Raw genomic sequence first — 12,731 nt, 5'->3', positions numbered from 1 at the left:
GAGGTGCCTCGTGCTGGGTCCCGTGATTCTCGCCGCCTCGCGCAGCGACCGGATGCGTCGCCTCGTCTCGGCGGCCCCGGTGACCAAGCAGGTCGTCGACCGTTTCATCCCCGGTGAGACCGTGGGCGAGATCCTGCCCGTGATCGACGAGCTCACCGGCAACGGCCTGGAGCTGACGATGGACGTCGTCGGCGAGGACATCACCACCCCCGAGCAGGCCACCGCCGCGCGCGACGCCTACCTGGAACTGATCGGCCGGCTCGGCCCGCTGGAGCTCGGCACCCGCGCCGAGATGTCGGTGAAGCTGTCGATGTTCGGCCAGGCTCTTCCCGGCGGCCACGACCGGGCGCTCGCCAACGTCCGCCCGGTCGTCGAAGCCGCCGCCGCGATCGGCACCACGGTCACCCTCGACGCCGAGGACCACACCACCCTCGACTCGATGTTCGCCATCCACGACGAACTGCGGAAGGACTTCCCGCAGACCGGCTGCGTCATCCAGGCCTACCTCTTCCGCACGGAGGAGGACGCGCGCCGCCTCGCCGCGAACGGCAGTCGCGTACGGTTGGTGAAGGGCGCCTACAAGGAGCCCGCCGAGGTCGCCCACCAGCAGAAGCACGAGATCGACAAGGCGTACGTGCGCATCCTGCGGACGCTGATGGAGGGCGAGGGCTACCCGATGATCGGGTCCCACGATCCGCGTCTGATCTCCATCGCCCAGGAACTGGCCCGCACCGCCGGCCGCAAGCTCGACGAGTACGAGTTCCAGATGCTCTACGGCATCCGCGGCGAGGAGCACCTGCGGCTGGCCGCGGAAGGCCACCGCATGCGCGTCTACACGGCCTACGGCACCGACTGGTACGGCTACTTCATGCGCCGGCTGGCGGAGAAGCCCGCGAACCTGCGCTTCTTCCTGCGGAGTGTGATCGGCCGTGGTTGAGGAAATTCGGCTGTGCTACGGCCTCGGCCGGGGGTCCGGGGGTTGTCCCCCCGGGGAGGCACAGTATGCGCCGGCTGGCGGAGAAGCCCGCGAATCTGCGCTTCTTCCTGCGCTCGATGGTCAGCAGGGGATGAGCGGCAACTGTGGACACCCAGGTGCACCCTGGATAGCGACAGCTACCGCCCATCAGCCGGCTGAGCCGACCTGCTTTCCTCCGCCAAGGAGTACGGAAACCGTGACTCCGCCCCCGTAGGGGCTTCTCACTCGCTCGCCACAGCGAACTCGTAACGGTCAAGCCCTGACCGCCACCCAAAATACGCACAAGGTTTTGGTCTCCACGGACCGAAACCAGGGATTCACTCGGAAGAGGAGCTCATGGACGCTGTGACCCAGGTCCCCACGCCCGTCAACGAGCCGGTGCACGGCTACGCCCCCGGCTCGCCCGAACGCGCCCGGCTGGAGGTCAAGCTCAAGGAACTGGCCGACAACCCGGTCGACCTGCCCTGCACCATCGGCGGCGAGAGGCGGATGGGCGGCGGCGAGCGGTTCGACGTCGTGCAGCCGCACCACCACAAGGCACGCCTGGGCACCTACGCCAACGCCACCCAGCAGGACGCCCGGGACGCGATCGACGCGGCCCTGGCCGCCGCCCCGGCCTGGCGCGCGATGTCCTTCGACGACCGCGCGGCGATCATCCTGCGCGCCGCCGAACTGCTGTCGGGCCCCTGGCGCGAGACCATCGCCGCCTCCACCATGCTCGGCCAGTCCAAGACCGTCCAGCAGGCCGAGATCGACAGCCCCTGCGAGCTGATCGACTTCTGGCGGTTCAACGTCCACTACGCGCGCGGCATCCTCGCCGAGCAGCCCCCGGCCAACTCGCCGGGCGTGTGGAACCGCATGGACCACCGCCCGCTGGAGGGCTTCGTCTACGCGATCACGCCCTTCAACTTCAGCGCGATCGCGGCCAACCTGCCCACCGCGCCGGCCCTGATGGGCAACGTGGTCCTCTGGAAGCCGTCCCCGACCCAGACCCACGCCGCCGTGCTGCTGATGCGGCTGCTGGAGGAGGCCGGTCTGCCCAAGGGCGTCATCAACCTCGTCACCGGCGACGGAATCGAGGTCTCCAAGGTCGCTCTGGAGCACCGCGATCTCGCGGGCATCCACTTCACCGGCTCCACCAAGACCTTCCAGCACCTGTGGAAGACGGTGGGCAACAACATCGAGAAGTACCGCACCTACCCGCGCCTGGTCGGCGAGACCGGCGGCAAGGACTTCCTGGTCGCCCACCCGAGCGCCGACCGCGCGGTGCTCAAGACCGCCCTGACCCGCGGCGCCTTCGAGTACCAGGGCCAGAAGTGCTCCGCCACCTCGCGCGCCTACATCCCGGCGTCGATCTGGAACGACGGCTTCAAGGAGGAGTTCGCCGCGGAGGTCGACCGCCTCACCGTGGGTGACGTCACCGACCTGTCGAACTTCATGGGTGCCGTCATCGACGAGCGGTCCTTCGCCAAGAACAAGGCCGCCATCGACCGCGCCAAGGAGGACCGGTCCTGCACCGTCGTCGCGGGCGGCTCCTACGACGACTCGGTCGGCTACTTCGTGCGCCCGACCGTCGTCGAGTGCTCCGACCCGGAGAACGAGGTCTTCCGCACCGAGTACTTCGGCCCGTTCCTCGCGGTGCACGTGTACGACGACAGCGCGGCCGACGCGTACGACGCGATGCTGACCCAGATGGAGTCGGTGTCCGACTACGCGCTGACCGGCTCGGTCGTCTCGGGCGACCGTGCGGCGGCCGCGTACACGATGGAGAAGCTGCGCTACGCGGCGGGCAACTTCTACATCAACGACAAGTCGACCGGCGCCGTCGTCGGCCAGCAGCCCTTCGGCGGCGGCCGTGCCTCCGGCACCAACGACAAGGCCGGCGCCCCGCAGAACCTGATGCGCTGGACTCTGACCCGCGCCATCAAGGAGACGCTGGTCCCGCCGACCGACTACGCGTACCCGCACATGGGCTGACACCCCCCGGCACCGGGACACCCCTCCGTACCGCTGCCGCAGCCCCGTTGGACGGGCCAGGTCGTACCGACCTGGCCCGTCCGGCGTTTTCGCAGGTCGCGGCGGTGTGACCGGGTCCACCGTCTCAAATAGTAGGAAGTCCGAGTAATTGTGCAGACAGATGCGCCACGCCCCCGTATTTTTGTAGGAGCCGAACGTCTCGCTCGATCAAGCGAACGGCGGTAGTGAGCCGGGCCCTGTGCAGGCAACCCCTGCGGCCACCGCTCCCCGCCCCTTCCGGTGACGCGTTTCCCCTCCGCATTCCCGGCTTGTCGAAGGAGTCGATTTCCCATGGCCGAGACCATCGTCCGTCGCCGCGTCCGCCACGCCTCCCGCACGAGCGAGGCCGACCGCAAGAACGCCGCCGCCGCCCTCCAGCGTGCCCTCGACCGTCGCGACAACGGCGGCTCGACCGGCCACTGAGCCGCGCCGAACGCACCGGACCGCGACCTCCCCTCCCGTGCGGATGTCCATATCCCGGACGGCTCGTGTCAGAGCATGGGACGAGGGGTAGGGTGCCCGCATGTCTCGCAGCATCAATCTCGCAGTGATCCCCGGTGACGGCATCGGCCAGGAGGTCGTGGCCGAAGGCCTGAAGGTGCTCTCCGCCGTCCTTCCGCAGGATGTGAAGCTGGAGACCGAGGAGTACGACTTCGGCGCCCGGCGCTACCACGCCACCGGTGAGACCCTCACCGACGCCGACCTCGACGCGCTGAAGCGGCACGACGCCATCCTGCTCGGCGCCATCGGCGACCCGAGCGTCCCCTCCGGCGTCCTGGAGCGGGGCTTCCTGCTGAAGCTCCGCTTCGCCTTCGACCACCATGTGAACCTGCGGCCGTCGAAGCTCCTGCCGGGCGTGGCCACGCCGCTCGCGGGGCAGCCGGAGATCGACTTCGTCGTCGTCCGCGAGGGCACCGAGGGCCCCTACACCGGCAACGGCGGCACCATCCGCAAGGGCACCGAGCACGAGGTCGCCACCGAGGTCTCGGTGAACACGGCGTTCGGCGTCGAGCGCGTCGTCCGTGACGCCTTCGCCCGCGCCCAGGCCCGCCCCCGCAAGAAGCTCACGCTGGTCCACAAGAACAACGTGCTGACCTTCGCCGGCCACCTGTGGACGAACGTCTTCCACAAGGTGGCCGAGGAGTACCCCGAGGTCACCACCGACTACATCCACGTCGACGCCGCGACGATCTACCTCGTCACCCAGCCCGAGCGCTTCGACGTGATCGTCACCGACAACCTCTTCGGGGACATCATCACCGACCTCGCCGCGGCCGTCTCCGGCGGCATCGGCGTCGCCGCCAGCGGGAACATCAACCCGTCCGGCGCGTTCCCGTCCATGTTCGAGCCCGTGCACGGCTCGGCCCCGGACATCGCGGGCCAGGGCAAGGCCGACCCCAGCGCCACGGTCCTGTCCGTCGCCCTCCTCCTGCGCCACCTCGGCCACGAAGCCGAGGCCGCCCGCATCGAGGACGCCGTCTCCGCCGACCTCGCGGAGCGCGGCGGCCTGCCCGCACGCAGCACCTCCGAGATCGGCGACGCGCTCGCCGTACGCGTAGCCGGCTGACCGGACGCGCACACTCGACACCCCACTCGAAGCCGCCGGTCGCGACCGCCCGGCGGCTTCCCCATGTCCCCGCCGGGTGCCACCATCGACCACTGGGCCGCATTCACCCCGTGTTCCCTCCTCCGCCGCCTCCGGGCGATAATCGAACGCGGAGCCACCACATGAGGGAATGCTCGGACGTCCTATCACTGGCCACCGGCCGTACGGGCGTGAGCGCGGCCCGTCACTACAACCGGTGAAGGACAACCATTCATGACCACGCCCACGATCGAGCTCAAGCCCTCCGCCCACCCGCTCGTCGACGCCGAGCGGGAGGCGATCCTGGCCGACCCGGGGTTCGGCCGCCACTTCACCGATCACATGGTGACGATCAAGTGGACCGAGGGCCGGGGCTGGCACGACGGTCAGCTCGTCCCGTACGCGCCGATCCCTATCGACCCGGCGACCCACGTCCTGCACTACGCGCAGGAAATCTTCGAGGGTCTGAAGGCCTACCGCAGGCCCGACGGATCCGTCGCCACCTTCCGCCCGGAGAAGAACGCCGAGCGGTTCCAGCGCTCCGCCCGCCGCCTCGCGATGCCCGAGCTGCCGGTGGAGACGTTCATCGCGGCGTGCGACGCCCTGGTCGGGCAGGACAAGGCCTGGGTTCCGGCGCACGGCGGCGAGGAATCCCTCTACCTGCGCCCGTTCATGATCGCGACCGAGGTCGGCCTGGGCGTGAAGCCCGCCAACGAGTACCTGTTCCTGGTGATCGCCTCCCCGGCCGGCGCCTACTTCCCCGGCGGTGTGAAGCCGGTCTCCATCTGGGTCTCCGAGGACCGCGTCCGCGCCGTCCCCGGCGGCATGGGCGACGCCAAGACGGGCGGCAACTACGCGGCCTCCCTGCTCGCCCAGGCCGAGGCCGCCGCCAAGGGCTGTGACCAGGTCTGCTACCTCGACGCCGTGGACCACACCTGGGTCGAGGAACTCGGCGGCATGAACCTGTACTTCGTCTACGGGAACAAAATCGTCACCCCAGCGCTCAGCGGCTCCATCCTGGAGGGCGTCACCCGTGACTCCCTGCTGAGTGTCGCCCGCGACCTCGGCTACGAGGCCGTCGAGGAGCGGATCTCGGTCGAGCAGTGGCAGCGCGACACCGAGAACGGCACCCTCACCGAGGTCTTCGCCTGCGGCACCGCGGCCGTCATCACGCCCGTCGGCACCGTCAAGCGGGCCGGCGGCGAGTGGCACCAGAGCGGCGGCGAGCCCGGCGAGGTCACCCTGCGCCTGCGCCGGGCCCTGCTCGACATCCAGCGCGGCACGGCCGAGGACAAGCACGGCTGGATGCACCCGCTGGGCTGAGCCCGGCCCCGACGACGACGTGTACAGCCCCTCGCGGACGCCCGTGGGGGGCTGCGCGTTCGCGTGTCCCCACCCGGTCGCCGCGGGTCCGACTCCCCGGTCGCCGCGGACCGGACACCCAACGCCCGCATCCTGAGACGGACGGTGATCGCGGAACCGCTTTGTGCAACACTTCCGCCGTGCTCTCGTTCGCCACGATTATTGGCAGCAGGCGCGCCGGTCCGCAGTGACCGTCCGTACGACAACGTACGGGCGGACATCGTCGTCCTCGACCCGCGCGCAGACCTCTCGCACCCGCGAGAGGTTTTTCTGTTTCCCGGCCCACCTCAAGCCGGGGACCGGGCGCGAGGGACCATGGGGGGACGGTGGAACCGGTCATTCCGGTAGACCGAGATCCAACACCAGGAGCCTTCAGACCATGACCGCAACCAGCGAGCCCGACGACTCGTTCCACGTCTTCGACACCACCCTGCGCGACGGCGCCCAGCGTGAGGGCATCAACCTCACCGTCGCCGACAAGCTGGCCATCGCACGGCACCTGGACGACTTCGGCGTGGGCTTCATCGAAGGCGGCTGGCCCGGCGCGAACCCGCGGGACACCGAGTTCTTCGCCCGCGCCCAGCAGGAGATCGACTTCCGCCACGCCCAGCTGGTCGCCTTCGGCGCCACCCGCCGCGCGGGCACCACCGCCGAGAAGGACCCGCAGGTCAGGGCGCTCCTCGCGTCCGGTGCGCAGGTGGTCACGCTGGTCGCCAAGTCCCACGACCGCCATGTCGAGCTCGCCCTGCGCACCACCCTGGACGAGAACCTGGCGATGGTCCGCGACACCGTGGCCTTCCTCAAGGCCGAGGGCCGCCGGGTGTTCGTCGACTGCGAGCACTTCTTCGACGGCTACCGTGCCAACCCCGAGTACGCCAAGTCCGTCGTCCGCGCCGCCTGTGAGGCCGGCGCCGACGTCGTCGTCCTGTGCGACACCAACGGCGGCATGCTCCCCGCCCAGATCCAGGCCGTCGTCTCCACGGTGCTCGCCGACACCGGCGCCCGGATCGGCATCCACGCCCAGGACGACACCGGGTGCGCGGTGGCCAACACCCTCGCCGCCGTCGACGCGGGCGCCACCCACGTGCAGTGCACGGCCAACGGCTACGGCGAGCGCGTCGGCAACGCCAACCTGTTCCCGGTGGTGGCCGCCCTCGAGCTCAAGTACGCCAGGCAGGTCCTGCCCGAGGGCCGGCTGCGGGACATGACGCGCATCTCGCACGCCATCGCCGAAGTGGTCAACCTGACCCCCTCCACCCACCAGCCCTACGTGGGCGTCTCCGCCTTCGCCCACAAGGCCGGCCTGCACGCCTCCGCGATCAAGGTCGACCCGGACCTGTACCAGCACATCGACCCCGAGCAGGTCGGCAACACCATGCGGATGCTGGTGTCCGACATGGCCGGCCGCGCCTCCATCGAGCTCAAGGGCAAGGAACTCGGCATCGATCTCGGCGGCGACCGCGAACTGGTCGGCCGGGTCGTGGAGCGGGTCAAGGAACGCGAGCTCAAGGGCTACACGTACGAAGCCGCCGACGCGAGCTTCGAGCTCCTGCTGCGCGCGGAGGCCGAGGGCAGGCCACTGAAGTACTTCGACGTCGAGTCCTGGCGCGCGATCGTCGAGGACCGCCCCGACGGCACCCACGCCAACGAGGCCACGGTCAAGCTCTGGGCCAAGGGCGAGCGGATCGTCGCCACGGCCGAGGGCAACGGCCCGGTCAACGCCCTGGACCGGTCCCTGCGCGTCGCCCTGGAGCGGATCTACCCGCAGCTCGCCAAGCTGGAGCTCGTCGACTACAAGGTCCGCATCCTCGAGGGCAAGTACGGCACGCAGTCCACCACCCGGGTCCTGATCTCCACGTCCGACGGCGCGGGGGAGTGGTCGACGGTGGGCGTCGCGGACAACGTCATCGCCGCGTCCTGGCAGGCCCTGGAGGACGCGTACACGTACGGCCTGCTGCGGGCCGGGGTCGAACCGCCGGTCTGACCCGGCCGGTCCGGTCCGGCAGGGACGACCCGTGGTGATGCGCGAGTCGCGCGTGTCGTACGGGAGGTCCGGGCCGGACCGGATGCCCGTTCCCGGCCCGGTTCGGGTAGCTTCGGACATATGAAGGAGGCCCTGACGCGTACCCTCGTACGCCTGCTGATCGTGCCGGTGGCCGCCGCTCTGGCGGTCCTGATGGCGGGGGCGCCGGGTGCGCACGCGGCCACCGACCTCTCGACCGTGGCCCAGGCCCTGCGCGAGAGCCCCGTCTACGTCGATCCCGCGGCAACCGGCATCCTGTCCAAGTCGGACGCCGAGGCCCTCGCGAACAAGATCGAGGACGCGAACAAACCCGTCTTCGTCGCGGTCCTCCCGGCCGGATACCCCACCGGGAACCTCTTCCGGAACCTGCGTACCGAGACCGGGATCACCGGCCTGTACGGCGTCCGCCTCGGCGACGAGTTCGACGCGCGCGCCGACAGCAGCGTGCTCAGCCGCCAGGGCGTGGGGAACCTGGTCACCGCCGCGCAGGGCGCCGGCGACGCCAAGGCCCAGCTGAACGACTTCGTCGACGACGCGCTGCGCAACACCGGCGGCTCGGCGCCGGCTTCCTGGAGCGAGGGCGGCGGCGGGGTGCCGGTCGGCGGGCTGATCACCGCGGGCGCGGTGCTGGCGGTGGGCGGCGCGGGCGCGTACACCGTGGTCCGCCGCAACCGGAGGCGCCACGAGGAGGAGCAGCGGGCCGCTCTGGAAAAGCTGCGGGTGGTGGTCGACGAGGACATCACCGCGTTCGGCGAGGAGCTGGACCGGCTCGACTTCCACCCCGGCGAGCCCGGCGCCGACGACGCCATGCGCACGGACTACGAGCGCGCGCTGGACTCCTACGAACTGTCCAAGCGGCTGATGGGCGGGGCGGGCCGGCCGGAGGACGTCCGGGCGGTCACCCAGGCCGTGGAGGACGGCCGCTTCGCGCTGGCCCGGCTCGCCGCCCGCCGCGAGGGCCGGCCGCTGCCGGAGCGCCGTCCGCCCTGCTTCTTCGACCCGCGCCACGGCCCCTCGATCGCGGACGCCCGCTGGACGCCTCCGAGCGGCACCACGCGGGAGGTCCCGGTCTGCGCGGCGGACCGGGCCCGCCTGGCCGACGGCCTGGAGCCGGCTGTCCGTGAGGTCGACACCGACTCCGGCCGCCGCCCCTACTGGGAGGCGGGACCGGCCTACGGCCCTTGGGCAGGCGGCTACTTCGGCGGTGGCGTGCTGCCCGGCCTGCTGGTCGGCACCATGCTGGGCAGCATGATGGCGAGCCCCGCCTACGGAGCCGACTACGGCGGCGGCTACGGCGACTTCGGTGGGTACGGCGGCGGCGACGTCTCCGGCGCCGACTTCGACCCCGGTGACTTCGGCGGTGATTTCGGGGGCGGTGACCTCGGAGGTGGCGGCTTCGGTGGCGGAGGGGACTTCGGCGGCGGGTTCTGAACGACGGCGGGCCCTGCCGCCGGGACGCGTGACGCCCCAGCCCCCGGCCTTGGCCCCGGACACGCCGAGCGCCCGGATGCCCGTGCGAGACGCAGGGGGGCGGGCGCGCTCAGTGTGCGGCGGTGGCCGGGCCGAGCCGTCGGGAGGATCAGACGTTGCGGATCGCCGAGATGTCGAAGTTCAGCTTGATCTTGTCGGAGACCAGCACGCCACCCGTCTCCAGCGCCGCGTTCCAGGTCAGGCCCCACTCGGAGCGCAGGATCTCGGCCTTGCCCTCGAAGCCGACGCGCTCGTTGCCGAAGGGGTCCTTGGCGGCGCCGTTGAACTCCAGGTCGATGGTGAGGGGCTTGGTGGTGCCGAGGATCGTCAGGTCACCGGTGACGCGGTAGTCGTCGCCGCCCAGGGCCTCGGTCTTGGTGGAGCGGAAGGTCATCTTCGGGAACTCTTCGATCTTGAAGAAGTCCGAGCTCTTCAGGTGACCGTCACGGTCGGCGTTGCCCGTCTCGATGCTCGCCATCTCCACGTCGAGGGTGGCGGTGGAGCTGGACGGGTCGGAGCCGTCCAGGTGCAGAGTGCCGGTGAACTCCTGGAAGCTTCCCTTGATGTTGGTGACCATCGCGTGCCGGGCGACGAAACCGAGAGTGGTGTGCGCGGGGTCGATCGTGTAGTCGCCGGTCAGGGCGGCCAGGTCCGGGTTCACGGCGGCCGGGGCGGCGGGCGTGTCGCTCTTGCGGCTGAAGATGCCCATGGTGTGTTCCTCCTGGGGACGGGGGAGATCGAGTGATCACGTTGAATGTTCAATCACTTTCAACGAGACTCACTGTAGAGGCATTCCCTTTAAAGTTCAACATCTTTCGTGGAGTGGTGCGAGTGGATCAGCCGGCCAGGTGGGGCGAGGCGGTCCGATCGGCGGCAGGTGTCGGCAGGAGGGTCCGCTCGTTCGGCCGTATCGAAGACGGGTCCCCGGGCAGCCCACTTCCATGCTCCGCGCCGACTCGTTTTTGTCGCGGCCCGATCGGCCTCGGGGAGCCCGCGAGTCGTACCGCTACCCTCTGCGGTGTGGGTCGACCCGAATGGGTGAACCCCCGGAGAACATCTGGGATCGACCGGGTGCGGGGGTGGGGGAGCGGCCGTCGGCCCGGTGAAATCGGCGGACGCCGGGCACCGGATCCGCCGGACGCGGCACCCGTGGGGAGGCCGCGCAGCGCATTGCCGTGAGGGGCGCCTCAGTCCTGGAGTTTGTTGGAATCCTACAACGCGCACACCCTCTGGGCAGTCGGAACGCCTGCACGCCGCCACGGTTCTGTCAGGTCGTACCAGGAAAACGGCCCCGAGACTGTGAGGAGTCGACGGCTCGCATTCCCGGGTGAGCTTCGTAAGGTCGCAGCATGACCGTTTTGGATGACGCACCGGGTGAGCCGGCCGACGCGCGCGGACGTGTTGCCGAACTGCACGAGATCCGTGCGCAGGCACTGGCCGGCCCGAGCGAGAAGGCGACCCGGGCGCAGCATGCCAAGGGCAAGCTGACCGCCCGGGAGCGCATCGAGCTGCTGTTGGATCCGGGGACCTTCCGCGAGGTCGAGCAGTTGCGTCGGCACCGCGCGACCGGCTTCGGCCTGGAGACCAAGAAGCCGTACACCGACGGTGTGATCACCGGCTGGGGCACCGTGGACGGTCGCACGGTCTTCGTCTACGCCCACGACTTCCGGATCTTCGGCGGCGCGCTGGGTGAGGCCCACGCCACCAAGATCCACAAGATCATGGACATGGCCATCGCGGCCGGTGCCCCGCTGGTCTCCCTCAACGACGGTGCGGGAGCCCGGATCCAGGAGGGTGTCTCGGCGCTCGCCGGCTACGGCGGCATCTTCCAGCGCAACACCCGCGCGTCCGGTGTCATCCCGCAGATCAGCGTGATGCTCGGCCCGTGCGCGGGCGGCGCGGCCTACAGCCCCGCCCTCACCGACTTCGTGTTCATGGTCCGCGAGACGTCGCAGATGTTCATCACCGGACCGGACGTCGTCAAGGCGGTCACCGGCGAGGAGATCAGCCAGAACGGCCTGGGCGGCGCGGACGTGCACGCCGAGACCAGCGGCGTCTGCCACTTCGCCTACGACGAGGAGGAGACGTGCATCGCCGAGGTGCGCTACCTCCTCTCGCTGCTCCCGCAGAACAACCGCGAGAACCCCCCGAGGGCCGAGAACACCGACGCGGCCGAGCGCCGCAGCGAGGTCCTGCTCGACCTGGTCCCGGCCGACGGCAACCGCCCGTACGACATGACCAAGGTCATCGAGGAGATCGTCGACGACGGCGAGTACCTCGAGGTCCACGAGCGCTGGGCGCGGAACATCATCTGCGCACTGGCCCGGATGGACGGCCAGGTCGTCGGCATCGTCGCCAACCAGCCGCAGGCCCTGGCCGGCGTCCTGGACATCGAGGCCAGCGAGAAGGCCGCCCGGTTCGTCCAGATGTGCGACGCCTTCAACATCCCGATCCTCACCTTCCTGGACGTCCCCGGATTCCTGCCGGGCGTCGACCAGGAGCACGGCGGCATCATCCGCCACGGTGCCAAGCTCCTCTACGCCTACTGCAACGCGACCGTGCCCAGGATCTCGCTGATCCTGCGCAAGGCGTACGGAGGCGCGTACATCGTCATGGACAGCCAGTCCATCGGCGCCGACCTCACCTACGCCTGGCCGACCAACGAGATCGCCGTGATGGGCGCGGAGGGCGCGGCCAACGTCATCTTCCGCCGCCAGATCGCCGACGCGGAGGACCCGGACGCCATGCGGGCGCGCATGGTCAAGGAGTACAAGTCCGAGCTGATGCACCCCTACTACGCGGCCGAACGCGGTCTGGTCGACGACGTCATCGACCCCGCCGAGACCCGCGAGGTGCTGATCCGCTCCCTGGCGATGCTGCAGTCCAAGCACGCCGACCTGCCCTCCCGCAAGCACGGCAACCCTCCGCAGTAGCCGACCGGCCGAAGCGATCCGCCCCGGTCATTCGGCGGACCCCCCGCGGCAACCCCGCGGACCTCTCTCCCAGGGAGACTGACACCCATGAGCACACCTGACATCCGCGTCGAGAAGGGCCACGCCGGGCCCGAGGAAGTCGCCGCCATCACCGCGATCCTCCTCGCCCGCGCCGCTGCCCGCCCCGCCCACGACGCCCCGGCCCACCCCGGCCGCGCCAGGGCCCGCTGGCGCCGCCTCGAGCGCGAGCCCGGCTTCCGCGCCCCGCACAGCTGGCGCTGAGCCCACAGCACGCCCTGAAGGGGGCCCACCCGCCCGGGTGGGCCCCCTTCACGCGTCCCCGCCCCGCCGGCGGGGCGGGGACGC

10 protein-coding genes are annotated in these 12,731 nt (G+C 70.3%); 9 read left to right on the top strand and 1 reads right to left on the bottom strand.

Annotated elements, in window-relative coordinates; genetic code table 11:
* The first annotated feature begins 10 nt into the window (after window positions 1–10).
* The 7 genes from ACFP2V_RS04935 (at window position 11) to ACFP2V_RS04905 (ending at window position 9,393) form a co-directional block, all read left to right on the top strand.
* Window positions 11–937, top strand: coding sequence for a proline dehydrogenase family protein (locus ACFP2V_RS04935; protein ID WP_381205947.1), 927 nt, complete (start codon window positions 11–13; stop codon window positions 935–937).
* A gap of 375 nt (window positions 938–1,312) precedes the next feature.
* Window positions 1,313–2,953, top strand: a complete 1,641-nt coding sequence (gene pruA / locus ACFP2V_RS04930; protein WP_381205944.1) for an L-glutamate gamma-semialdehyde dehydrogenase — start codon at window positions 1,313–1,315, stop codon at window positions 2,951–2,953.
* Between the two features lie 330 nt (window positions 2,954–3,283).
* Entirely contained in the window at window positions 3,284–3,415 is a 132-nt protein-coding gene (locus ACFP2V_RS04925; protein WP_381205941.1) for a hypothetical protein, read from the top strand.
* 100 nt (window positions 3,416–3,515) lie between these two features.
* The gene (locus ACFP2V_RS04920; RefSeq protein WP_381205939.1) at window positions 3,516–4,559 is read left to right on the top strand and encodes a 3-isopropylmalate dehydrogenase; all 1,044 of its coding nucleotides are present in this window, start codon (window positions 3,516–3,518) and stop codon (window positions 4,557–4,559) included.
* A 252-nt stretch (window positions 4,560–4,811) separates the two neighbouring features.
* Window positions 4,812–5,900 (top strand): branched-chain amino acid aminotransferase, encoded by a 1,089-nt coding sequence (locus ACFP2V_RS04915; RefSeq protein ID WP_381205936.1) that lies wholly within the window; start codon window positions 4,812–4,814, stop codon window positions 5,898–5,900.
* 418 nt (window positions 5,901–6,318) lie between these two features.
* Window positions 6,319–7,923: a citramalate synthase gene (gene cimA, locus ACFP2V_RS04910; RefSeq protein ID WP_381205933.1), complete on the top strand. Its 1,605-nt coding sequence runs from the start codon at window positions 6,319–6,321 to the stop codon at window positions 7,921–7,923.
* Window positions 7,924–8,043: 120 nt separating this feature from the next.
* Window positions 8,044–9,393 carry a hypothetical protein gene (locus ACFP2V_RS04905; RefSeq protein WP_381205930.1) on the top strand — a complete coding sequence of 450 codons (1,350 nt, stop codon included), beginning with the start codon at window positions 8,044–8,046 and terminating at the stop codon, window positions 9,391–9,393.
* A 148-nt stretch (window positions 9,394–9,541) separates the two neighbouring features.
* Here ACFP2V_RS04905 and ACFP2V_RS04900 read toward each other — a convergent pair whose 3' ends face one another.
* Window positions 9,542–10,141 carry a YceI family protein gene (locus tag ACFP2V_RS04900; protein WP_381205927.1) on the bottom strand — a complete coding sequence of 200 codons (600 nt, stop codon included), beginning with the start codon at window positions 10,139–10,141 and terminating at the stop codon, window positions 9,542–9,544.
* Window positions 10,142–10,781: 640 nt separating this feature from the next.
* Here ACFP2V_RS04900 and ACFP2V_RS04895 point away from each other — a divergent pair.
* Window positions 10,782–12,365 carry an acyl-CoA carboxylase subunit beta gene (locus ACFP2V_RS04895; protein ID WP_381205924.1) on the top strand — a complete coding sequence of 528 codons (1,584 nt, stop codon included), beginning with the start codon at window positions 10,782–10,784 and terminating at the stop codon, window positions 12,363–12,365.
* A gap of 87 nt (window positions 12,366–12,452) precedes the next feature.
* Window positions 12,453–12,647: an acyl-CoA carboxylase subunit epsilon gene (locus tag ACFP2V_RS04890; protein ID WP_381205921.1), complete on the top strand. Its 195-nt coding sequence runs from the start codon at window positions 12,453–12,455 to the stop codon at window positions 12,645–12,647.
* Window positions 12,648–12,731 lie beyond the last annotated feature (84 nt).

The sequence above is a fragment of the Streptomyces incanus genome (assembly GCF_042656345.1).
Taxonomy (GTDB): domain Bacteria; phylum Actinomycetota; class Actinomycetes; order Streptomycetales; family Streptomycetaceae; genus Streptomyces; species Streptomyces incanus.
This window is presented reverse-complemented; position numbering and strand designations above follow the sequence as displayed.